Genomic DNA, 23681 nt, shown 5'->3' with positions numbered 1-23681 from the left:
GGTTGTTGATTCTGTTTCTCATTCGACCTTGTAGGTAGAGGCGCACTTAGTCGCCGCCATTCACTGCCGCCGGGCGAAAGGAAACTGCATGACCCCTCGCAATCCCTTTAACTGCAAACCCTCTATTAAACCGCTGAACCGGGCCGTCCACGCGGCGTTTCTGGGGATGGCGCTGGTCGTCCCGTTGGGGATGACGGTCATAGCGCAGCCCGCGTGGGCGCAGACCAACGTCGAAACAGAGTTCGATATTCCTGCCGGTTCCCTGGGGGCGGCGTTGACTCAGTTTGCCGCCACTGCGGGTGTGACCGTTTCCTTCAACCCGGCGCATGCGGGCGGTCAGACATCGGCAGGATTGCACGGTCGCTACACGGTTGATGCCGGGTTGCGGCAGCTACTCGCTGGCAGCAAATTACAGGCCGTGCGCCTGGACAACGGCAGCTATTCGCTGTTGCCAATCGTGGAATCGGGCTCGGCGCTGCAACTGGGTGCGACCAGCATTTCGGGTGAACTCATCGAGTCCGCCTACGGTCCTGTGGACGGTTACGTCGCCACCCGCAGCGCCACGGGCACCAAAACCGACACGCCGATCCTGGAAATTCCGCAGGCCATCAACGTGGTGACCGCGCATCAAGTAGAGGCACAGGGTGCACGCAACCTGACCCAGGCGCTGCGCTACACCCCCGGCCTGAATACCGGCGGTTTCACCGACCGCAACTCGATTGCCGACGAAATCACCAGCCGTGGTTTCGCACCGACGCCGTTGTACCTGGATGGCGCCTACATTCCGTATGCCGGCAGCCTGGGCGGCGCACCACAAATCGATCCGTACACCCTGGAACGCATCGAAGTGCTCAAAGGCCCGTCGTCGGTTCTCTATGGGCAGAACCAGCCGGGCGGGCTGATCAACATGGTCTCCAAACGTCCGACCACGGAACAGCGCAGCCAGGTCAAGCTCGGTGCGGGCAGCTACAACCGGGTCAACGGCGCGTTCGACACCAGTGGCCCGATCGACGATCAGAAAGCCTTCACCTATCGCCTCGTCGGCGTCACGAACAAAGGCAACGACCAGGTCGCGCACACCCACAGCGAACGCATGCTGCTGGCGCCAAGCCTGACCTGGACACCGACTGACGACACCTCGCTGACGCTGTTGGCGCAGATCCAGCGTGATGACGGCCAGGTCGATTATCAGACGCTGCCGAGGATCGGCTCGCTGAATCGCGGCCCCACGGGCGAGAAAATCAACCGCGACTTTTTCTCCGGTGACTCGCACTACAACGACTACAAACGTAACCAGTATGTTTTCGGCTATGACTTCAGCCACAACTTCTCCGATGACTTGAAGTACCGCTCCACCGCGCGTTACACCGACGTGCGCGACCGTTACAAGGGCTTCTACCTGCGCAGCTTTGTCACCGACAGTTCAGGCGTGACCGATTACACCCGCGCCAACCGCACCAAACTTGACTGGCGCCAGCACAACATTGCCTACACCATCGATAACAACCTGGAATACAAATTCAACACTGGCGCGCTGGAGCACACCACGTTGGCGGGCGTGGACTATCGCCATTTCAGCCGCAAGTACGATGGCCTCAATGCGAATAACGTGTTGCCGGTCGACCTCTACGGCAAGAACAACTACGACACCAGCAGCGTGACGCCGGTGCTCGACACAAAATGGGACAACACCCTGCGTCAGACGGGTGTGTACGTGCAGGACCAGATCAAACTGGACCAGTGGATCCTGACCATCGGAGGTCGTCAGGACTGGGCGGAAATCGATAACAAAGACATTCTTGCCCGGACCGTCGTTTCGCAACGCGACAACAAATTCACCGGTCGCGTGGGCCTGACCTACGTCACCGAATTCGGCCTGGCGCCTTACGTCAGTTACTCCGAATCCTTCCTGCCGACTATCGGCACCGCTGCGCCTGAACGGGGCGGCAATGCCTTTGAGCCGACCGAGGGCGAGCAATACGAAGTGGGCGTGAAATACCAACCGTTCGACAAGACGCTGATCACCGCCTCGGTCTATCAGATCAAACAGAAAAACGTGCTGACCGGTGACGACGAGTATCCGCAGTACCAGGCCCAGGCAGGCGAAGTGCGTTCGCGCGGTGTTGAACTGGAAGTGAAGTCCAGCATCGACAACGTCGACGTGCTGGCGGCGGCGACCTACATCGACTCGTTCTACACCAAGAGCACCTATGGCGATAAGGGCAATCGCAATGAAGCACAGTCGCCGGTCTCCGCCTCGTTGTGGGCGGACTATCACTTCACCCAAGCGGCGCTCAATGGCCTGACTTTTGGCGCAGGCGCCCGATACACCGGGCGCAAACCGGGGGATTCGGCCAACTCGTTCGACGTGCCGTCTTACGTGGTCTACGACACCACCCTCAGTTATGACATGGGCAAACTCGACCCAAGTTTGCGTGGCTTGCAAACCCGCTTGAACGTGCAAAACGTGTTTGATCGCGAGTACGTGTCGGACTGCAATTATTCGTTCGGTTGCTACTATGGCCAGGAGCGGGTGGCGTCGGTTGAAATGAGCTACGACTGGTAACGCAAATCTTTGTAGCAGCTGGCGGCCTGCGTCCGGCTGCGAAGCAGTCGTTAAATCAGAGCGCGCGGTACATCAGTTAGACCGCGTCAGTCGGGTTTACGACTGCTTCGCAGCCGGACGCAGGCTGCGCCAGCTGCTACAGGATTTCGGGTGCTCAGGCAAGTTTCACGTTCATGGTGATCCGCGCCGTGAATACCTTTTTGCCTTCGGCGTCATGGATGTCCACCGGCACAATCTTGTCGCCTTCAGTCAGCCAGTCCACTGCCTCACCATCGGCCACTGCCGTCACATTTGTTTTGGCCTTGGCCAAATACTCAACCGTCATCCCTTTCGGAATCCAGCGCGCACCCGCGGGAATGGACACGTCGGTCATCGTCCCGGCGGCCAGTTCGGCGGCGTTGCACATCGCAATCGCGTGAACCGAGCCCAAGTGGTTGGTGATCTCCCTGCTGAACGGCACCTGCACCGTGGCATGGCCCGGGCGCAACTCGGCGATCAGCGGGTTGATGGTGCTGAAGTAAGGCGCTACCTGACAGGCCATTTTGCTGAATGCTTCGGGGCCGGCGCTGTTAAACATGCTGAGAAACTGACTCATTTTGAAGCCTCGCTGAAGGATTGTTTTACAGAATGATCTTCCGTAACAGAATAATGTTCTGTTACGGAACAGTATTCTGTCGCGATGAAATCTGTCAACCTAGCGCGGCTTTCTCACCGGCAGCTGTCTGCCTTGTCATGAATTTTCTGGCCTGTATCCCTCATGGAAACCGCAGATCTACTCGAGCGCAGCTACCCCGGCAGAAGAGCCGAACTCAAGCGCGACATCTTCAGAAAGGCCCTGGCCCTGTTCAACGAACAAGGGCTCGAAGCCACGACCATCGAAATGATCCGCGCTGAATGCGATACCAGCGTCGGTGCGATCTACCATCATTTCGGCAACAAGGAAGGCCTGGTGGCCGCGCTGTTTTTCACCGCGCTGGACGATCAGGTACTGCTTCGCGATAGCTATCTCGCTGAGGCACAGACGACGGAAGAGGGCGTGCATGCGCTGGTCCACAGCTACGTCGATTGGGTCGACCGCCAACCCGAGTGGGCACGTTTTCAGTACCACGCGCGGTTCGCCGTCACCAAAGGCCCGTTCAAGGAAGAACTGGCCGCTCGCAATAAAACTCGCAATCAAAAGCTCGGACAATGGCTGGCAGAACCCGGCCGGCGCGATGAACTGCGAGCGTTTCCTGCGGAATTGCTGCCGTCGCTGATCATCGGCCAGGCCGACAGTTACTGTCGTGCATGGTTGTCGGGGAGGGTGGCTGGCAGTCCGAAGGCCTACCGGGAGTTGCTGGCAGAAGCGGCGTGGCGATCAATCTGTGACAATAGCCCCGCCGATACCCAGTAAAGCTATCCCGGAGTCAGAATTTCAATGCCCCAACTCACCCACTTCGTTGCCCCGTGCCCGGAGCACATCAACAGCCAGATCCTGCAGATGGTCGTCGACAACCTGACCGACATCAGCATGGTCGGCATCGCGCCGAGCAACCCGCTGTACAACGTGTATCAGTACGCGGTCGGCTACGAAGTGCATCTGTACCTGGAAGCTCTTGGCGGCGGCAAAGGTATTGCGGTCGAGTTGATCGTCGCCACCGACGATGACGACCCTGAAAAGGTCATCGGCTTTCTGCTGTACCTGCCGGTCAAGGACGATCCTGAAGCGTGCGGCGTGGCCTACATGGCCGTCGATTCGGGGCATCGTCGCCGAGGTGTCGCACGCGCCATGTTGCAAGGCATGATCAGCCGCTACCCTCACGCCGAACTGACCTGCACCGTCGCCAAGGTGCCGTGGTTCGAGTCGATGGGTTTTCAAGTGCTGGGCGTGCGCGGCACGCAGGTGCTGATGAACACCCGCGACTACAGCAGCGAAGGCTTGATGGGACTGTTGGATGTCACATTTATCTACAGTTCTTTAGAGGTCCGGCAGATACATAACTACTTGCTGCAAAAACACGGAAAACGCGCAATGGTCGATGCTGAAAAGCAACGCGACCGGCATCTGGACCAAATGACCCACAACGCCAAGGTGTTTGTGCTGAATCGTTTGGGCCGGGACGCGGCGAACGAGCCCCGTCTGGACTAGACTCATAAGTCCTTTTGGGAGCGCGCGGTCGTCCAGCCATGATATTCTGCGCGCCAACTTGGTTTGACCTATTCAGTTTGCACGCCCTTGAGGCGTGCCAACAGGATCAATGTCGCTCAAGTAGCTGAAGCCAATAATGATAAAAAGTCAGTTCAGTAGGGACATATAAACTGAGGTCGATGGAGACACGTCGGCCTTGTGTGCCCACCCTTCGATTCTTGTGCACGAGCACCCACGACGTCCTGCCTGAAGGTCGTGAACCAAGGGGCCGTGAGCGAGGATGGAAGGGCGGATGGCGTTTTATCATAGGTGCTACAGATGTTTAAGAAAATGAACACGGCCCTGCTGGGGCTGGCTTTGTCGATGGGGATCACGTCCGTTCACGCGGAAGAGGCAAAGAAAGTCGATGTACTGCTGATCGGCGGCGGCATCATGAGCGCGACCCTGGGTGTCTGGCTCAACGAGCTGGAACCTGGCACTTCGATGGAAATGATCGAGCGCCTCGACGGCGTCGCCCTGGAAAGCTCCAACGGCTGGAACAACGCCGGTACCGGTCACTCTGCCCTGGCCGAGCTGAACTACACCCCGGAAGACGACAAGGGCAACGTACAGATCCCGAAAGCCGTTGAAATCAACGAAGCGTTCCAGATCTCCCGTCAGTTCTGGGCCTGGCAGGTTCAGCAAGGCGTGCTGAAAAACCCGCGTTCGTTCATCAACTCCACGCCGCACATGAGCTTTGTGTGGGGCGATGACAACATCAAGTTCCTGAAGAAGCGCTACGAAGCCCTGCAAGCGAGCCCGCTGTTCGCCGGCATGCAGTACTCCGAAGACCCGGCTGTGATCAAGAAGTGGGTTCCGCTGATGATGGAAGGGCGCGACCCGAACCAGAAAATCGCGGCCACCTGGAGCCCGATCGGCACCGACGTCAACTTCGGCGAGATCACCCGCCAGTTCGTCGCGCACCTGCAAACCACGCCGAAGTTCGACTTGAAACTGTCTAGCGAAGTGCAAGACATCACCAAGAACGACGACGGCACCTGGCGCGTCAGCTACAAAAACCTGAAAGACGGCACCAAGTCCGAAACCGACGCCAAGTTCGTGTTCATCGGCGCGGGCGGCGGTGCATTGCACCTGCTGCAGAAGTCCGGCATTCCTGAAGCCAAGGAATACGCAGGCTTCCCGGTTGGCGGCTCGTTCCTCGTGACCGAGAACCCGACCCTGGCCGAACAACACTTGGCCAAGGCCTACGGCAAAGCCTCCGTTGGCGCACCGCCGATGTCGGTTCCGCACCTGGACACCCGTGTCCTGGACGGCAAGCGCGTCATCCTGTTTGGCCCATTTGCGACCTTCAGCACCAAGTTCCTCAAAGAAGGCTCGTACCTGGACCTGCTGACCACCACCACCACGCACAACGTGTGGCCGATGACGAAGGTCGGTATCAAGGAATACCCGCTGGTCGAGTACCTCGCCGGCCAACTGATGCTGTCTGACGAAGACCGCCTCAACGCCCTGAAAGAATACTTCCCGAACGCTAAAGCTGAAGACTGGCGCCTGTGGCAAGCCGGCCAACGCGTGCAAATCATCAAGCGCGATGAAGCGGCGGGTGGCGTGCTGAAGTTGGGTACTGAAATCGTTTCTTCCGCTGACGGCTCGATCGCAGGCCTGCTGGGCGCTTCGCCGGGCGCGTCGACCGCTGCACCGATCATGCTGACCGTGCTGCAGAAAGTGTTCAAGGACAAGGTCGCTTCGCCGGCCTGGCAGGAGAAGCTGCACCAGATCGTGCCGAGCTATGGCACTCAGTTGAATGGCAGCCCTGAGAAGGTCGCGCAGGAGTGGGCTTACACCGCGAAGGTGCTGCAACTGACTCCGCCGCCGGCGATGGGTCAGGTGGCTGCTCCGGCTGCTGCTCCGGCTGATGCTGATAAGGCGAAAGCGCCGAAGGCTAATGCGGCTAGTGATATGGCTTTGTAAGTAGAAGCGTAATCAGAAAAAGCCCACTGATCGGAGACGGTCAGTGGGCTTTTTTGTGGGGAATGGTTTTCGAGGCGTAGCGGTTGACCTATTCAGGATGTCCAGGCCTCAGTACATATCGGTGCTTCATCCAAAGCCTGTCTCAACGCATCAAAAAATTTGAACCGCCTTTGGACGCGCTCGCCTAATGATCAGCTTGTGGAGGAATCGCACAGGCAATGTGCCAATACCGGCATACCCCGAGAGGTGATTAACGTGGCTAAAGACGAGAAGAAAAGCAAAGGTGAAGCTTCGAAAGCCAGCAAGGAACTGAAAGACAAAAAGTCATCACCGGCAAAGAAATCAGCTGCGGCCTCGGCTCTTTCGAAATCTTCCGAAAAGAAAGACAAGAAAAAAGATGCCGAGCCGAAGAAGTCTGCAAAAAAAGCTGATAGCAAGCCAGACAAGGCTAAGAAATCAGACAAGGCAGAAAAGCCGGCGAAAAAGAAAAAGTGACATCTGCTATCCGCTAGGGCTTTACGCCCTAGCTTCGTCAGACCGTGGTGCCTTCGATAGGGCAAGATGAGGGCCTAGTTAGCCATCACCTCGTCCAGTGCCTGCTCAAGCGTGCTCACCGTGCGCTCGATATTGTGCAGCTTTTCGAGTCCGAACAGACCGATGCGGAAGGTCTGGAAGTCGGCCGGTTCGTCGCATTGCAACGGCACTCCGGCGGCGATCTGCAGGCCGTGTGCGGCAAATTTCTTGCCGCTCTTGATGTCGGCATCTTCGGTGTAGCTCACCACTACGCCAGGGGCCTGAAAGCCGGCTGCGGCCACGCTTTTGATGCCTTTGCCGGCCAACATTGCGCGCACCCGATCACCCAACGCCTGTTGTTCGCCGCGGACCTTGTCGAAACCGTAGGCTTGCGTCTCTTTCATCACTTCGTTAAATCGCGCGAGGGAATCGCTGGGCATGGTCGCATGGTAGGCATGTCCGCCCTGTTCGTAGGCCTGCATGATCTGAAGCCATTTTTTCAGGTCGCAGGCGAAGCTGCTGCTCTGCGTCTGTTCGATGCGCTCGAGGGCCAAAGCACTGAGCATCACCAGGGCGCAGCAAGGGGAGGCGCTCCAGCCTTTCTGCGGTGCGCTGATCAGCAGGTCGACTGCGCATTTCTGCATATCAACCCAAAGCGTGCCTGAGGCGATGCAGTCCAGCACGAACAGGCCACCCACCGCATGCACGGCGTCGCCGACGGCCCTCAGGTAGTCGTCGGGCAGGATAATCCCTGATGAGGTTTCAACGTGGGGGGCGAAGACAATCTGCGGCCTCGAAGCCGCAATGGCTGCCAGCACTTCGTCCAGAGGGGGTGGGGCGTAGGCAGCCTGGCGACCCGTATCGACCGGTCGGGCTTTCAGCACCGTGGTGGCCGCCGGGATGTTGCCCATCTCAAGGATCTGGCTCCAGCGATAACTGAACCAGCCGTTGCGTATCACCAGGCATTGCTGGTCGGTGGCAAACTGTCGCGCCACTGCTTCCATGCCGAATGTGCCGCTGCCCGGGACCACCGCAACAGCCTGGGCGTTGTAGACCTGTTTCAGGGTCGTGGAAATGTTCTTCATCACGCCTTGAAATGACTGCGACATGTGGTTGAGCGAGCGGTCGGTGTAGACCACTGAGTACTCGACCAACCCCTCGGGATCGATACTGGGATATAGCTTTGACATGGAGTGACTCCTTTGGCAGAGATATCAGTGGTATCGACCCTGCCCTAAGCCTTGGCAAATGACAAGATTGCTCGGGATTGAATGACGACTTCTGTCGAGTGGCTGGTATCACCTGATTGCTGCCTGTCATTAATGGCCGGTTTGTAACTGGCAAGCTCCACCTATCGTTTGAAAGTGTTGCTTGCTGTGCGTCTTCTACACTGACGAAGCCCGCTCGTGACTCGTTGGCCACGACCTCGGGCCCACTGCCTTTTTCAAGTTTGCGGGTACCGCTTTCCAGCCTTTGCGGGTTGACGCAGGCGCTGGTAAGCGCCCTGCAACCTCACCAACCCGATCGCGAGGGACAAACGCCATGAACGCAATTACGACCAAAGACGGCACCAGGATTTTCTACAAGGATTGGGGGCCGAAAGACGCGACGCCCATCGTGTTTCACCACGGTTGGCCGTTGAGCGCGGATGACTGGGACAACCAGATGATGTTCTTCTTGCTCCAAGGCTATCGGGTGATCGCACATGACCGCCGCGGACACGGGCGCTCGACCCAGACGTGGGAGGGCAACGAAATGGACACCTACACCGCCGATGTCATCGAGCTGACCGATGCGCTCGACCTCAAAGGAGCGATCCATGTCGGCCACTCGACCGGTGGTGGTGAAGTTGCACGCTACGCCGCGCGAGCCAAACCGGGACGCGTCAGCAAGGCCGTACTGATCAGCGCGGTTCCGCCCATCATGGTCAAGTCGGAAAAGAATCCTGGAGGTTTACCTCTGGAAGTGTTCGACGGGTTTCGTTCGGCATTGGTTGCCAGTCGTGCGCAGTTTTACGTGGACGTGCCGGCGGGGCCGTTCTACGGCTTCAACAGACCTGGGGCCAAGGTCTCGCAGGGCGTCATCGACAACTGGTGGCGTCAAGGCATGATGGGCGGTGCAAAAGCTCATTACGACTGCATCAAGGCGTTTTCCGAAACCGATTTCACCGAAGATTTGAAGGCGATTGAGGTGCCTACGCTGGTCATGCATGGCGAGGACGATCAGATCGTGCCATTTGCAGACTCTGCGCCGCTTTCGGCCAAGCTTTTGAGGCATTCCACGCTCAAAACGTACCCGGGCTTTCCTCACGGAATGCCGACGACCAACGCGGATCAGATCAATGCTGATTTGTTGGCGTTTATTCGCGGTTGAACTGCGTCGTGGCGGCGGCACAAGATAAGGGGACCGATTTGTTTTCGAAGAAATAGATCGGTCCCTTTTTTCCTACAGAAACTGCCGCCGCTGAAATTCGATGACTACACCAGCCTAGCCACTCCCCCAATTCACGCTTACCATACTCCCAACTCGTATTACCGCGGCTGCTGAACCCGGTACTCACGAGGACATGACCATGGAAAGAACCCGCGCCTGGAGACGCACACAGGCCCGTAAACGCGGCAATGACAAAGCGGTTCGTCCGCTGAAATTCAAGCCGGAAAAGAACTGGAAGCTGATATACACCCGTGCCGACAAGCTGGTCAGGGCACGCCAACTCGGCATGAGCTATCCCATCCTCACCACCCGCCAATTGTTGGATCAAGCGTGATTAACCTCCTGTTCGTCTGCAGCCGTAACCAATGGCGTAGCCCGACTGCGGAAGCAATCTGGCGCCGTCGCCCTGGCTTCAGTGCCCGCTCAGCGGGCACCAGCCCGAATGCACGCAAACCCATCGACGCAGCGGATATTCGTTGGGCCGATGTCATCTTTGTCATGGAACGCAAACACCTGAATCGCTTGCAGGCCGAGTATGCTCGTTTGCTTGAACACAAGCGGATTCACTCGCTGGATATTCCCGACGACTTTCGCTACATGGACCCTGAACTGGTGGATATGCTCGAAGTTAGTGTGAAGCCCTACCTTTCTACCTAGGCCCGCAATGCAACATGGCGCGAGGCATCCAACAGATGATTTCCCCGGCAGGGTTGTAGGTGAATCGGGTGTTGGATCGGGTCGATCCGCGGGAGTAGGTGAGGGCGTTGTTTCAACTTGCCACGCAGTAAAAAGCCCACTGAATCGGTAACGGTCAGTGGGCTTTTTGTATATGGATGCTACTGATCTACGGAAATCGCGCAATTGGCGTGCCGTTGTGGTGAGAGAGCTTACTCCCGTTTCTGAATCGCTCAATTGGGTAAAGAACGGAAGAAAGCAGTTGTCATTGTAGTAACCCTGAGCGCCTTGCATGTCACCTCCCCACCAAGAGGGGTCGTATCCCTCGAAGGCGATCCTGCTGAAGGCTCATGTTGCCAGAGAAAGGACTTTGCGATGTGCATGCCCCTTGTTGCTGGCGCGGGGCGTCTGAGTTAACTAATCCACAACGAAAGCCCGCTGAATCATTACCTGACAGAGGACTTTCGTTGTGTGAGGGTTGGCCTTATCGCAGACCCCCCGCTTGCTGGCATTCGCAAATGGAGTTTAGTTGGTTTCGACAGGCGGCGAGCCAGAGTAGGCCTGAATCTCCGATATAGCCTCTCTACCAAGATCAAATCCCAATGCTGTATATCCTGCATATTGTTCTAAGCTGTAAAACACATCCGTAGTGGGGGCATGTGGGAATTTGTCATTTTGATTGTTTATAGCGAACCAAAGGGTGTCGCATGAATAACGTGCATTGGGGATGGCGCAATCTGACGGTGTTAGATAGTTTTTAGGGTCTTTGCAGTTGCTGCTCCCTTTTAAGCATTTTTGATTTTTTGAGTAGTCATAGGATAGCTTTACATAAATTAGCTGGGTGCTTTTGGCTGGGTCACATCTTGCGTTAAAATCAATTTTGTCTAGTTGGCAGATACTGCCGCGATATACAGCAGTTTGCGCTGCTTTATAATCAATGTCGCTAGGGCCGGCTTCTCCACTGCATGGCGTTTTGCTTTTGTCTATGGAGTTTGTAAGTTCTGGGATGTCTATCAAAATATTCCGCTCAATTCCCAGTTTGCAACGGTCTGATTTTAATGCTCCGAATACTGATTTGTTTTCCTTGTTTCCGTTCTCGCTTTCTGCGTCCAGTACGATTATTTTTTTTGTTCCGCGTCTGACTAATGAGTATAGACCAAGGTTGTCTGAGTGACCGCCGTCGCTTAGATAAATAAACGGTGCGGTTTCATCGTGACGGTTTTCGTGGAACCATACAAATGGTGCAGGAATAATTCTATGGATGGTTCTATCGTCGTTCGAAACTTTAGGATTCGATATATACTGGCCAAGTGCAAGGTTGAAAATATCGATTGCCGAATTTGCGCCAGCAGGAAGTGAATCAAATGCTGCACCGGATAAAGCAACCTGTCGAGATAACTCAATGTTGTTTTCAACGCAGCTTTCATCGCTTTGGAGACAATAACCAAATCGAGGTGAACCTTGAACTGTCGGTGAAAATTCGTAGACGCTATCGTAAAGAGATTTGCTGTAACCGAACGAAGGGATGAAGCGAAACATTTTGGGGGCTGATCGCTTGTTATATGCTGCTGTTGTGTTTATGACCCAATAGGGCTCATGCTTTTCTTTCATGCTTGTTAATAATAAGTTTGGCTCGGGATTGATAGCTCTTAGTCCTGCCAGTCTCGAATTTGTATATTCTTTTAGGTTGCAATTTGTTTCGTTGTATTTGCAGCCCGGGTAAAGGCCATATTCTCTTTCTAGCCCATTTTGATAGTAGTTCTGAAAGAGGTTGACATTTAGCTTCATGTCGAATAGCCCATTAGTAACCCAGTGTATGGGTGTGGTTATTATCCATGAAAGTGTCTTGCCAAATAACTCAGGTGTTTTTGTGTATTGCTGAGAGTAAGTGAGGAGATGCCCGCTGTTAAGGTTGTGACGATGAAACTTGTATTTCCATGTTCTTTGATTTTTGCAACGATCTAATACTGGTGTTTCTGCATACTTCTTTTCGAAGTAATCACATAAGCCTGGAGGGTAGTATCGGTTGTAGAGTGGTGCGATGTCAGTGAGGTTAGATGTTTTGATTGCCGCTGATTCACGTTCAATGCTCGCAGAGTATCGTTTTGTATACCACCAGTAGGCAGCGTAACTGCCTCCGGAAACTGAAGATATTATATCTACATCTTGCAGTATTCCTTGTTCATCAAGGGCGCTTAAAAAGCCGATGCTCACTGAGGCGGCTCGTTGCCCCCCTCCCGAAAGAGCGATGCCAACATTTGGAGTTCCAGAAGGGATGCGTCGGCCCGTTCGGTAGAAATCTTGTTCAGTTTCAGGTGTTGTTCTCCAATCATTTTCACCGTCTGGATAACGTTTATAATCGGTAAAGTCATGATTGGTAGTGCAGGACACAATGAAAAATGTGGAAATGATCAAGAGTTGAGCGTTGCAAGCTTGCATTAATAATGCACCTTTTGTTTTTGTAAAAGGATAGCTGGCTATGTATAAGTGTGATTTTCTACATTTCTTGTTGGGGAGATGGTTGCGTTCTGGCATGTAAATCCCTCCTTGGCATAGCGCTGACAACTTCTAAAAATCATATATTTCCGATGCTGGACTGCTATTTGTTGACGCTAGACAATGAACAGTATTCTGTCCAGTTGATGAGATAGCGTTCGTGACGCCATGTCGAATGTTGAAACGGAAGGTCTAATAAAGTATGACTGTCCGTTTGGTTCGAAAACCTTATGCTCTTCATAACTCTCTGAACCTGCCGCCGCATCTACGCATTCAGATTCATGGAGGTCGCATTCATCGAAGCCGGAGGCTGCGAAGGGAGCGGTTTGGGTTACGAGTCGGGCAGGGCGGCCCATCGCAATCGTCGTCTTCAGCAATCGGTTCCACGCTCAGCCCTTCTTCAAGAAATGAGAGACTTCATTCGGGATAACCGGGTGCGGGCTCGCAAAGTAGTTAAACGACGCATCCCTGATCAGAGATTGATAAGCCTGAAACAAGACTTCAACCCACTGGAACCCCGCGCATTCCCCGCGCCGGATCATCCAGCAACCTGAACTGCTCCACCATAAAATCAATCAACATCCGCATCGACGGCAGCATCCCGTGCCGGCTCGCAAACACCGCATAAATCATCTCGGTCCGCGGTGCCCAATCAGGCAACACCACCACCAGTTGCCCGCGCTCGATAAAGTCATGCACCAACGACATTGGCATCTGCGCGATGCCAACGCTGTCTATCGCCGCGCACCGCAGCATCGGCAGGCCCTTGGTAATCAGTTGCGGACGGTGCTGGATCGTGAATTGCGCGCCATCCTGATGGAACAGCGTCCAACTGTAATCACGTTGCGGACTGCCGTGGTGGACGCTGGGGAAGCGCGCCAGGTCTTCCGGCTCCCGGGGTTCACCGAGGCGGTTCAATAGCGCGGGACTGGCCACCAGGCATTGTGGCCTTTGGGACATGACGCGGTTGACCAGGTCCGAATCCTGAAGGGGAGGCGGGCGGACTCTCAGTGCCAGGTCAACGCCCTCGGCGACCACGTCGACCTGACGGTCGCTGGCTTCCAGATGCACTTCGACACGGGGGTGCCTGGCCATGAATCGCGTGATGATGGCGCCGACGCATTCTTCGAGCAAGACGGTCGGGCAGGTGACGCGCAGCAAGCCGCCGGGTTCTGTGCGGGTCATGGCCACCGCCGCTTCAGCGGCTTCTGCGCCTTTGAGCATGGCGCGGCAATGGGCGTAATACGTCTGCCCTAATTCCGTCACCGTGAAATTGCGCGTGTTGCGGATGATCAGGCGCACGCCCAGGCGTTCTTCGAGCAGGGCAATGCGGCGGCTGAGATTGGATTTCGGGATGCCCAGCGCCCGTGCAGTCGGTGCGAAGCCGCCGTGGTCCACCACCATCACGAAGTACTGAAGGTCATTGAGGTCGAGCACCGGGCGGCATCCATTCGGCCAAAAGAAGCCAACTATACAAGAACGATCGTCCAATGGATGGGAAAGACAAACCTGTTTTTCGGGACTGGTTCACAAGACCGCGAAGCGCCTAGATTGCCGCCGTTCGGTTGGTTCATTAAAGGAGCTTCAGATGGTACGCAGGACAGTTCTCGCCATGTCTTTGGGTTTGGTCACATTGGGTTCGACGGGTTACGCCAACGCTGCCAACGGTCCTTCCGTGGTGCTGGTGCACGGTGCGTTTGCCGACGGTTCTGACTGGGCGAAAGTGATCACGTTGCTACAGGCCAAAGGCGTGAAAGTACGGGCGGTGCAGAACGGTTTGAATTCGCTGGCCGATGATGTGGCCACGACCCGCCGCGCGATTGAAACGGCGCCGGGCAAAGTGGTGTTGGTCGGGCATTCATGGGGCGGCAGCGTGATCACCGAGGCGGGTGCAAGCGACAAGGTCGCGGCGCTGGTCTACGTGGCCGCCTTCGTCCCTGACGTCGGGCAGACCACGACCGAGGTTGGCAAAGACTATCCGCCTTCGCCGGGCATGCGCGAATTCGTCGCTGATAAGGCCGGTTATTTGTCGCTCTCGCAGCAAGGCATCGAGCAGGATTTTGCCCCGGACGTGCCCGCTGCCCAGGGGCGGGTGATGGCCGCTACGCAAGGCGCCATCAATTCCCGGGCGTTCGACGAACGCATCAGCGTGGCGGCCTGGAAGCAGAAACCGTCGTGGTACATCGTCAGTGAGCGCGATCGCATGATTGCACCTGATCTGCAGCGCGCACTCGCCCGGAAAATCAATGCCACAACGACGGCGCTGCCGACCAGCCATGTGCCGCATCAGTCTCGACCTGCAGATGTGGCCAGGGTCATTACCGAAGCGCTCAACACCACGCGTTGAACATGACCTGCGATATCCATTCAAGTCGCCACATCAATCAATAGGGATATGAAAATGACTGTGCACAGCAAGGTATTCGACTTCGTCATTCTGGGGGGCGGTTCTGCAGGTGCTGTATTGGCGGCGCGTTTGTCGGAAGACCCACAACTGAGTGTTCTGTTGGTTGAGGCGGGTCGGGCCTTTGATCCCGATGAATACCCGGCAGAGATCTACAGTAGCAACATCATCGCCGCCCATGCGGATGAGCGTTACGAGTGGGGCTATTTCGCCACGCCGGTCGAGCAACCACAAGCGGTCTACACCCCGCGGGGAAAAGTGCTGGGCGGAAGCTCTGCGATCAATGGCGCCGTTGCCTGCCGTGCGTTGCCCTTTGACTTTGCGCGCTTCACCGCCAAGGGCCTGAAAAGCTGGAGCTTTGAAGAAGTGCTGCCGTATTACAAAAAAATGGAGCGCACGGCCCACGGCGAAGACAAATGGCACGGCCGCAATGGGCCGCTGCCGATTCACCAGATGTCGCTGGATTACATCACGCCTGTGCAGCGCGCAATGGTCGAGGCTGCATGGGCGGGCGGAGCGAAAAAGGTCGATGACTTCAACGACCCCGAGGCCAATAACGGGGCCGGCCCCAACCCGATGAACGTGATCAACGGCGTTCGCGTCAACACCGGGATGGCCTACCTCACGCGTGAAGTGCGCGCTCGCCAGAACCTGTCGATCCTCGATCAAACCCTGGTGGATAAGGTGTTGTTTGAAGACGGCAAGGTTCAGTCGGTGCTGTTGGCCGGAGGTGAAAAAGTCCACGGCAAGGAAGTGATTCTGAGCGCTGGCGCCTATGGCTCTGCTGCGATTCTTTTACGTTCCGGCATCGGCCCCAGGGCAGACCTTGAAGCGTTGGATATTCCCTTGGTAAAAGAGGCGCCGGTCGGTGTTCGGCTGCTCGATCACGCGTTCTTCTGGATGAACTTCAGCGGAGTAGAAGCGCTGAAGGGGCAAGAGCATCCGGTGGTGGGCGCACAGCTGTGGACCCACTCGTCCTACGCCAGTTCGGATAAAGAGCTGGATATCGGAATCTCTCCCTCGCATCTGCTCGATCCTGCCACCAGTCCGACCGGTGTCGCTTTTTCGCTGGGCCTGGAACTGATGCATTGCACGTCCCACGGTCGCCTGCGTTTGAGCAGTCGCGACCCCAAAGACGCACCGGTTATCGAACTCAATCACCTGACCACTGACGATGACATGAACCGGATGATCGAGTGCTTCCGTCTGGCCCGGAAACTGGCCAACACCGAACCGCTCAAGAGCCTGATCGTGGAAGAGCTTTATCCAGGCTCAGCGACTGACGACAGCGACGAGGACATTCGTGCGGCGCTGGCAAAAGGCGTGGGAACCTTGCAGCATCCGTGCTCGACGGCGCCGATGGGCTTGCCGGACGACCCGGGCGCCGTGGTGGACGAGGAAGGGCGCGTGTACGGCCTGCAAGGATTGCGCGTTGTTGATGCGTCCATTTTCCCCGAGATCCCGCTGATCAACTTGAACCCCACCGTCATCATGACGGCGGAAAAGTTGGCCGATGCCATCAAACAATCCCGCTGATTCACATAATAAAAACGTTGAGGGGGCATGCCATGTGGAAGGGCAGGCCCCCTCTTTTTGGATGACTAAAACTTGAACAAGCTGTCCGAGATGCATTCTTTCGTCATGGTGGTGGACACCGGCAGTATTTCCGAAGCCGCTCGGCGATTGGGTATCGCAAAATCAATGGTCAGCCTGCGCATCCAGCAACTGGAAAAGCGCCTGGGCAGCATCCTGCTGGAGCGGGGGCGTCAGGCCCGGCTCACGGAGTCGGGCGATGTGTTTTACCGTTATTGTGTGCGGATTCTGGCCGACGTCGAAGATGCCGAAGACGCGGTGCTGGCGTTTCAATCGAGCTTGCGCGGCGTGCTGCGGCTGGCTGCGCCGATGGCCTTCAGCATTCGCTACCTGACGCCGATCCTGTCGTCCTTCGCCGTGCGTTACCCGGAGTTGCGGCTGGATATCGAGTTTGATGACCGCCACGTCAACCTGCACGAAGAGCGCTACGACGCGGCCATCCGCATCGGCGAGTTGCCGGACTCCTCGCTGGTCGCCAAGACCATCACGCCCAACCGTCACATCATTTGCGCGAGCCCGGACTACCTGGCCGCGCACGGCACACCGCAAACTCCGCAAGAGCTGTCCCAGCATTTCGCCATGCTCTATGTGAACCGCGAGCCCCACGGCATGTGGACGCTGCCGGTGAACAACACCCTGGAATCGTTCCGTGTGCGCTGCCGGATGCGCACCAACAATGGCCATCAACTCATGGAAGGCGCCAAGGCTGGCATGGGCCTGGCGATTCTGCCGACCTTCCTGGCGGCGCAGGCGATTGTGGCCGGTGAACTCAAAGAAGTGCTGGCACCTTACGCCCCGCGTGGCGGCAATATCTCGGCGGTCTACCGGCGCTCCCAGCGAGCCTCGCCCAAGCTGCATGCACTGACCAGCTTCCTCATCGAACAGATCGGCAGCCCGCCGGTGTGGGAGCAAATGCTCGCGGATCACGCGTCGCCACCGAGTTGATTTCGTTCGAGAAAAACGGAACGTGGAATCGTTTTTCAGTGGCTTATGAGCCGGCGCGCCCTCCCATATGCTTTTTCCCAACAGACGCAATCTGGCGTCTGACAGGGAAGAAGACGGATGAAGAGTACCCTTAACAATCCTGCTCGCCGTGCGGTTCTGGCCGGCGGAGTTGTGGCCGCTGCGACGTTGGCGGCGGGCAGTGGTTTGGCACAGGCATTGGAATCAAGCGGTATCGCCGGCAAGCGCGCCACTCACCGCGCACCGGTTGATGTGATCGTTGTTGGCGGTGGTTCGGCCGGCGCGGTGCTGGCCCGTCGTTTGAGCGAGAACACCACGCGTCAGGTGTTGTTGCTTGAAGCCGGCCATAGCTACGGCCCGCACAATTACCCCGAGATCGTTGCCAGCAGCGACATCGTCGGCGCTAACGCCAATCCTGAATTCGAGTGGGGTTACAAAACCCGACCGGGCTACATCGACCACCCCATCGGCGCCTTGCGCGGCAAGGTGTTGGGAGGGAGCTCGGCGATCAACGGCGCGGTGGCCATCCGTGCCCGCGCCACCGATTTCAAACGCTGGGATCTGCCGGGCTGGAGCTATGAAGAGCTGCTGCCGTCGTTCAAGAAACTCGAAACCCACAGTGGCGGTGCGAGCGCGTTGCACGGTCATGAAGGACCGCTGCCGGTGCATCAACTCGGCAAGGCCGACGTCACTCCGATGCAGCGCGCCTTTATCTACGCGACCTTCGCCAATGGCTACCGGGTGATCGAGGACTTTGACGGCGCTGACGCTCACGGCGTGGGCCCGTACCCGATGAACATCGTCAACGGCGTGCGGGTCAACACCGGCATGGCGTATCTCACTGATGAGGTGCGCGCCCGGGACAACCTGCACATTCAAACCGACAGCCTGGTGGACAAAGTGCTGTTCGACGGCACGCGTGCGATCGGCGTCCAACTGGCCAACGGTGAGAAGTTGCTGGCCGGTGAAGTGATCCTGTCGGCTGGCAGCTATGGCAGCGCTGCGATCCTCTTGCGTTCGGGCGTTGGGCCTGGCGAGGACCTGCGTGCGTTGCAGATTCCACAAATTGTGGAGCTCGCGGTCGGGCAGAACCTGGTGGATCACCCGTTCTACTACAACGCCTACGCCGCCAGGCCTGACGCGATCGGCAGCCAGTCGCCCGCCATCGGCGCCAAGCTCTGGACCCACAGCCGTTCTGCCGAGAATGGCGAGCTGGATCTGCACATCACCGCCACGCACTTGTTCCCTCATGAGCAAAGCCCGACCGGCGTCGGCTTCGTGCTCGCGGTCGCCCTGACGCGGCCACTGTCCCGGGGCAAGGTGACGCTGGCCAGTCGCGATCCGTTCGTGGCACCGAACATCGACCTGAATTTTCTTGCCGAGCCCAAGGATCGCCAGCGCCTGCTGGATGGCATCCGCCTGGCCCGCAAAATCGGGACCACGGGGCCGCTCAATAATCTGATCCATTCCGAGCTCAATCCCGGTCAAGGCAACGACTCGGACGAGGCGTTACTGGCGAGCGTCAAAGCCAGCCTCGACACCTATCACCACCCGACCTCGACGGCGCCGATGGGCAAGCCGGGGGATGCGCGGGCGGTGGTCGACCTGCAAGCACGGGTCATCGGTGTGCAGGGTTTGCGCGTGGTGGACGCGTCGATTTTCCCCGACGTGCCCTCGGTCGCCACCAACATCACAGTGATTGCCACTGCCGAGCACATTGCCCGTCTCTACGCTTAATTCTCAGGAACTCGCCTCTATGAACAGCACCCCTGTATTGAACTGGATCGACGGCCAATGGCTGGACTCCGGCGTTTACAAAGATTCCATCGACCCTGCGACCTACGAGCTGATCGGCCGATACGCCGAAGGCGGCTTGAACGAAGCGCAAGAAGGCATCGAGGCCGCGCAACGGGCGTTCGCCGAAACCCCCTGGAAAGATGACCGCCAGTTGCGCGCTCAGGTATTGCTGGAGCTGGCGGATGCCTTCGAACGCAACGCTGATGAGCTGATCGACACCCTGGCCCTGGAAAACGGCAAGATCAGGCCCGAAGCCGCGTTCGAGGTCGGCATGGTGCCCTCCAAGTTGCGCTATTACGCCGCCCTGGCGCGTGCCGAATATGGGCGTGCGGCCGAGCCCAAACCCGGCAAGATTTCCCTGGTAATTCGTCAGGCGGTGGGCGTGGCGGGCATCATCGTGCCGTGGAACTCGCCGGTGGTGCTGATGATTCGTTCGCTGGCACCGGCGCTCGCGGCCGGTTGCACCACGGTCATCAAGATGCCCGGGCAAACCGCCCAGACCAATTGCCTGGTGGCGCGGATCATGAGTGAGGCGCTGTCACTGCCGCGCGGCGTGATCAATCTGTTCAGCGAGCAGGGCGCGGCGGGCTCCATCCATCTGGTGGAGTCACCGCGGGTTCCGGTGATCAGCTTCACCGGCAGCACCAGTACCGGTCGGGCGATTTCAGCGGCGGGTGCCCAGCACCTCAAGCGGTTTGGCCTGGAGCTGGGTGGAAAGACGCCGATGCTGGTGTTTAACGACGCCGACCTCGATGCCGCCGTGCCCACTCTGGTGAAGGCGCTGACGGTGTTCGCTGGCCAGTTCTGCATGACCGGTTCGCGACTGCTGGTGCAACGGGATATTGCTACGGCATTGACCGAACGCCTGGCCGCGCGGCTGGAAGCGGTGCGCGTCGGGCCCGCCGCTGATGCGGCCAGCGAGATGGGGCCGTTGATCGACAAACCCAATGTGCAGCGTGTCAATCAGATCGTGAAGGAGGCGATTACCGCCGGTGCCCAAGTCATCGTTCGCGGTGGCCCGGTGACCGAGGGGCCGTTGGCCAAGGGCGCGTTCTATCGCCCGACGCTGCTGCGGGTCAGCGACCCCGAGATGGCCATCGTCCAGCGCGAGACCTTCGGCCCGGTGCTGACGCTGCAGGTCTTCGACAGCGAAGCCGAGGGCATCGAACTGGCGAACAACAGCGAGTTCGGCCTGGCCGCCAGCGTCTGGACCCGCGACGTCGACCGCGCTCTGCGGGTGGCTCGCGAGCTGGAGGCGGGCACGGTGTGGGTCAACGACTGGGCGGTGGTCTACGACGAGTTTGAAGAGGGCGGTTTCAAACAGTCGGGGCAGGGGCGCCTGAACGGCGTGGCGGCCATGGATGACTTTGTCGAGTACAAACACATCGCCCTCAATCCCGGCCTGCGCTAGGGTTGAGTGCAGTGCGGCCCACTCGATTATTGATCGGCGCGCTGCTGGCAGGGACGCTCACCGCGTCCTCTGCCTTTGCCGCCCACACGACTGATGTGTCTCCCATGAGAAGTGCCCCCATGTCCAAGGACAGACTTTACGACGCGTTACTTGACGCGCTGACAGCGACGTTCGGCCATCACCCGGGGTTTCGTGCGACCCATGCCAAGGGCGTATTGCTCAACGGAACCTTTATGGCCTCGCCGCCCGCTCCGGTATTGAGCCGGGCGGCCCATTTGCAGGGACACCCGGTGCCTGTGTTGCTGCGGTTCTCCAACTTCAGCGGCGTGCCCGCTACCGAGGACGGCGACCCGACGGCCAGTCCTCACGGCCTGGCCGTTCGCTTTACCCTGCCGGACGGCGGGTTCACGGATATCGTGACCCATTCGTTCGACGGCTTTCCGGTGGCCACCCCCGAAGACTTCCTGAGTTTTCTGCAAGGCATCGCCGCCAATGTCGCCACACCGTCGGACCCGCTGCCCCTGCAAACCTTTCTGGCCAGCCATCCCCGAGCCGAGCATTTTCTGCAGACGCCCAAGCCTGCGCCGAGCAGTTACGCCGGTATCGAGTACTTCGGCATCAACGCGCTGGTGTTCACCAACCGTCAGGGCGAAGCGCATGTCGGTCGCTACCGGATTGAACCGTTGCGGGCAGAACCTCCCTTGAGCGAGCAGCAAGGCGCCGCGATGCCTGCGGATTATTTGCAGGAGGAGATCGGCGCACGATTGGGGCGGGGGGCTGTGAAGTTGCGTCTGGTGGTGCAATTGGCGGCGCCCGGGGATGCCATCGAAGACGGCTCGATTCCTTGGTCGCGCGATCATGAAGAAGTCGAGTTGGGGATTTTGACCCTCGATGCGCTTGTCTCGGCTGAGGAACAACAGTCCGCCCAGCAGCGCCTCGACTTCAACCCCGGACGCTTGCCCGACGGTATTGCACCGAGTCACGACCCGATGATTCTCGCTCGCGAACGCATCTATCAGCGGGCCCTGCTCAGGCGGCAGCCATGAGCATTGATGCCGAGATTGGTGTGAGCGTGATTGTGCACGAGGTCAATCCGCAGCATCAGGCGTTGTATGAGCGATGGATGAACAAGGCCATTGACGCCCACCGGCAGTTTCCCGGTTATCTGGCGACGGATGTGGTCAAGCCTGTTGGTTCGCACCTGCGGTACGCGATCATTTTGCGTTTTGTCAGCAAGGGGCATGTTGTGGCCTGGCTGGAATCCCAGGTGAGGCAGGCGTTGTTGCGCGAGTCTTTGCCGTGGTTGCGGCAGGACTACCATCGTACTGACGATGATTCGAAATTCTGGTTTGAGCCGGTGCAGGGGCGGGTGGCTGTTGCACGATGGAAGCAATGGGTGCTGTCTTGGATGATCGTTTTGCCGTTGACGGTGATTTTGCCTTGGGGGTTGGCGGTCGTGCTTGAACGGGCTGATCTGCGATTGCCGGTCTGGGTATTCAAGGTCACGGTTGCGGGGTTGGTATCGTTCAATATGGTGTATTGGCTGATGCCGTTGACGACGCGGTTGATGGCGCGGTGGTTGTTGAAGTGACGATCGAATGTGGCTTGCTCGCAGCCTGTTTAAACAGAAAAACCAGACACGTTTAAATGAAGCTTGCTAATACAGTGGGTGGATCATCTAGATGGGTGAGTCGCTCTACGCGCTGCTGGGCATTGCCAATGGCATCATGATGGCGGAGATCACCGCGAACCGTAAAAAAGACCCGCTGATGCAATGCAACAGCGGGTCAATTGGCTTGCCGTTCAATGCGGCTTTTGTTGTACCGCCCGACATTCAGTTCTGCTCTTCGCAGGCCTGGGCCATTTTGAAGTAGGTAAAGGCTTTGACATTTCCGGAGTCGTCCAGGTACGTAAGTTTGGCGTTGACCACTTCGCAATCGGCGGAACGGGGCTCCTCAAGGGAAATGACTTTCGCCACGTGGATCGGCATGCCGTAGTGATAAGGCTCGGCGGGTACGTTTGGCGTGTCTGCAAACACGTTATGGGTGAGTGCTACCAAGGCAAAAGCAGCACTGGCGAACAAAGTACGGGTATTCATGATGTGTCTCCGGTTACTTCGAACAGGTCGGCGGATACTGCAACGCCGATCCGTGCAGAAGATTCCTGACATCCATCACGACTTCAGGTGGTCGCGCACCGTGTGGGGGTGTCAGGATCTGCAGAAGCAATATGAAAAAAGTTGTCGGTTTCATGTCGCAGTTCAACTCGGGTACTCAGAACCCGATCAAGTCGCGATGAACTTCCAACGCATTACGCTCGACCCAGTTGTGCGCCAGCAGGCCGTCCGGGCGAATTTCCCAGACCGCGGTACCGAGCATTTCAAACGGGCTGTTACACGAGCGGCCACCAATAAAACCCTGGTTCTTTCCGACCAGTTTCCAGCGAGAGGCGACGCGAGTGCCTTCGGCATTTTGAAACGTCTCGATACTGCCGAATTCGAAGTCTTCGATCTTCGACAGAAAGACGCCGATCCATTGAATGAACGCTTCGCGGCCAACGATATCCATACCGCCAGAAGTGATGACAAAGTCTTCAGCCACGAAGCGCGCCGCGGCTTGCGGATCTTTGGCTTGCCACACTTCGCGCCAGAAACTCTCAACGATCTCTACTGCTGTATTGACTGACATTTTCGAACTCCTCGTATTCAGGTTGATTACGATGTTCGGTAATT

At 57.6% G+C, this 23681-nt stretch carries 22 protein-coding genes; 16 read left to right on the top strand and 6 right to left on the bottom strand.

Annotated elements, in window-relative coordinates:
* Positions 1 to 88: 88 nt before the first annotated feature.
* Positions 89 to 2566 (top strand): TonB-dependent siderophore receptor, encoded by a 2478-nt coding sequence (locus ACA072_RS16755; protein WP_497619139.1) that lies wholly within the window; start codon positions 89 to 91, stop codon positions 2564 to 2566.
* Between the two features lie 154 nt (positions 2567 to 2720).
* On the opposite strand, the gene ACA072_RS16750 is transcribed toward ACA072_RS16755, so the two are convergent.
* The gene (locus ACA072_RS16750; protein WP_497619137.1) at positions 2721 to 3161 is read right to left on the bottom strand and encodes a hotdog fold domain-containing protein; all 441 of its coding nucleotides are present in this window, start codon (positions 3159 to 3161) and stop codon (positions 2721 to 2723) included.
* 162 nt (positions 3162 to 3323) lie between these two features.
* On the opposite strand from ACA072_RS16750, the gene ACA072_RS16745 reads away from it, so the two are divergent.
* The 4 genes from ACA072_RS16745 (at position 3324) to ACA072_RS16730 (ending at position 7160) form a co-directional block, all read left to right on the top strand.
* Positions 3324 to 3959, top strand: a complete 636-nt coding sequence (locus tag ACA072_RS16745; RefSeq protein ID WP_497619135.1) for a TetR/AcrR family transcriptional regulator — start codon at positions 3324 to 3326, stop codon at positions 3957 to 3959.
* A gap of 24 nt (positions 3960 to 3983) precedes the next feature.
* Complete coding sequence (locus ACA072_RS16740) at positions 3984 to 4694, top strand: GNAT family N-acetyltransferase (protein ID WP_497619133.1); 711 nt, start codon at positions 3984 to 3986, stop codon at positions 4692 to 4694.
* Positions 4695 to 5012: 318 nt separating this feature from the next.
* Positions 5013 to 6665 carry a malate dehydrogenase (quinone) gene (mqo, locus tag ACA072_RS16735; protein WP_497619131.1) on the top strand — a complete coding sequence of 551 codons (1653 nt, stop codon included), beginning with the start codon at positions 5013 to 5015 and terminating at the stop codon, positions 6663 to 6665.
* A 246-nt stretch (positions 6666 to 6911) separates the two neighbouring features.
* Entirely contained in the window at positions 6912 to 7160 is a 249-nt protein-coding gene (locus tag ACA072_RS16730; RefSeq protein ID WP_497624998.1) for a hypothetical protein, read from the top strand.
* A gap of 74 nt (positions 7161 to 7234) precedes the next feature.
* On the opposite strand, the gene ACA072_RS16725 is transcribed toward ACA072_RS16730, so the two are convergent.
* Entirely contained in the window at positions 7235 to 8368 is a 1134-nt protein-coding gene (locus ACA072_RS16725) for an aminotransferase class V-fold PLP-dependent enzyme (protein WP_497619129.1), read from the bottom strand.
* A 352-nt stretch (positions 8369 to 8720) separates the two neighbouring features.
* On the opposite strand from ACA072_RS16725, the gene ACA072_RS16720 reads away from it, so the two are divergent.
* The 3 genes from ACA072_RS16720 (at position 8721) to ACA072_RS16710 (ending at position 10268) form a co-directional block, all read left to right on the top strand.
* Positions 8721 to 9551 (top strand): alpha/beta fold hydrolase, encoded by an 831-nt coding sequence (locus tag ACA072_RS16720; RefSeq protein ID WP_497619127.1) that lies wholly within the window; start codon positions 8721 to 8723, stop codon positions 9549 to 9551.
* A 199-nt stretch (positions 9552 to 9750) separates the two neighbouring features.
* Complete coding sequence (locus ACA072_RS16715) at positions 9751 to 9945, top strand: hypothetical protein (protein ID WP_497619125.1); 195 nt, start codon at positions 9751 to 9753, stop codon at positions 9943 to 9945.
* The gene (locus ACA072_RS16710) at positions 9942 to 10268 is read left to right on the top strand and encodes a low molecular weight protein tyrosine phosphatase family protein (protein ID WP_497619123.1); all 327 of its coding nucleotides are present in this window, start codon (positions 9942 to 9944) and stop codon (positions 10266 to 10268) included. Before ACA072_RS16715 ends, ACA072_RS16710 begins: the two co-directional genes overlap by 4 nt.
* A gap of 543 nt (positions 10269 to 10811) precedes the next feature.
* Here the strand turns inward: ACA072_RS16710 and ACA072_RS16705 are convergent.
* Positions 10812 to 12821, bottom strand: coding sequence for a patatin-like phospholipase family protein (locus ACA072_RS16705; protein WP_497619122.1), 2010 nt, complete (start codon positions 12819 to 12821; stop codon positions 10812 to 10814).
* 462 nt (positions 12822 to 13283) lie between these two features.
* Positions 13284 to 14219, bottom strand: a complete 936-nt coding sequence (locus ACA072_RS16700; protein ID WP_497619121.1) for a LysR substrate-binding domain-containing protein — start codon at positions 14217 to 14219, stop codon at positions 13284 to 13286.
* Positions 14220 to 14394: 175 nt separating this feature from the next.
* Between ACA072_RS16700 and ACA072_RS16695 the strand changes: the two genes are divergently transcribed.
* The 8 genes from ACA072_RS16695 (at position 14395) to ACA072_RS16660 (ending at position 22824) form a co-directional block, all read left to right on the top strand.
* Positions 14395 to 15129 (top strand): alpha/beta fold hydrolase, encoded by a 735-nt coding sequence (locus ACA072_RS16695; RefSeq protein WP_497619119.1) that lies wholly within the window; start codon positions 14395 to 14397, stop codon positions 15127 to 15129.
* 54 nt (positions 15130 to 15183) lie between these two features.
* Entirely contained in the window at positions 15184 to 16722 is a 1539-nt protein-coding gene (locus ACA072_RS16690) for a GMC family oxidoreductase (RefSeq protein ID WP_497619118.1), read from the top strand.
* Positions 16723 to 16794: 72 nt separating this feature from the next.
* Positions 16795 to 17724 (top strand): LysR family transcriptional regulator, encoded by a 930-nt coding sequence (locus ACA072_RS16685; protein ID WP_497619117.1) that lies wholly within the window; start codon positions 16795 to 16797, stop codon positions 17722 to 17724.
* Between the two features lie 117 nt (positions 17725 to 17841).
* The gene (locus ACA072_RS16680; RefSeq protein WP_497619115.1) at positions 17842 to 19479 is read left to right on the top strand and encodes a GMC family oxidoreductase; all 1638 of its coding nucleotides are present in this window, start codon (positions 17842 to 17844) and stop codon (positions 19477 to 19479) included.
* A gap of 19 nt (positions 19480 to 19498) precedes the next feature.
* Complete coding sequence (locus tag ACA072_RS16675) at positions 19499 to 20950, top strand: aldehyde dehydrogenase family protein (RefSeq protein ID WP_497619114.1); 1452 nt, start codon at positions 19499 to 19501, stop codon at positions 20948 to 20950.
* A 119-nt stretch (positions 20951 to 21069) separates the two neighbouring features.
* Complete coding sequence (locus tag ACA072_RS16670; RefSeq protein ID WP_497619112.1) at positions 21070 to 21996, top strand: catalase family peroxidase; 927 nt, start codon at positions 21070 to 21072, stop codon at positions 21994 to 21996.
* On the top strand, positions 21993 to 22541 hold the full coding sequence (locus tag ACA072_RS16665; RefSeq protein ID WP_497619111.1) for a hypothetical protein: 549 nt from the start codon (positions 21993 to 21995) through the stop codon (positions 22539 to 22541). The genes ACA072_RS16670 and ACA072_RS16665 overlap by 4 nt, the downstream gene beginning before the upstream one ends.
* Before the next feature lie 91 nt (positions 22542 to 22632).
* On the top strand, positions 22633 to 22824 hold the full coding sequence (locus ACA072_RS16660; RefSeq protein ID WP_497619110.1) for a hypothetical protein: 192 nt from the start codon (positions 22633 to 22635) through the stop codon (positions 22822 to 22824).
* On the opposite strand, the gene ACA072_RS16655 is transcribed toward ACA072_RS16660, so the two are convergent.
* Positions 22785 to 23048, bottom strand: a complete 264-nt coding sequence (locus ACA072_RS16655; RefSeq protein WP_497619109.1) for a DUF2790 domain-containing protein — start codon at positions 23046 to 23048, stop codon at positions 22785 to 22787. The two genes, ACA072_RS16660 and ACA072_RS16655, sit on opposite strands and share 40 nt — an antisense overlap.
* A 175-nt stretch (positions 23049 to 23223) precedes the next feature.
* The gene (locus ACA072_RS16650) at positions 23224 to 23637 is read right to left on the bottom strand and encodes an ester cyclase (protein ID WP_497619107.1); all 414 of its coding nucleotides are present in this window, start codon (positions 23635 to 23637) and stop codon (positions 23224 to 23226) included.
* Between the last annotated feature and the right edge of the window lie 44 nt (positions 23638 to 23681).

The organism is Pseudomonas sp. LBUM1656 (genome assembly GCF_059716065.1).
Note: the sequence above shows the minus strand (reverse complement) of the source record. Positions and strands in the feature narration are given on the sequence as shown.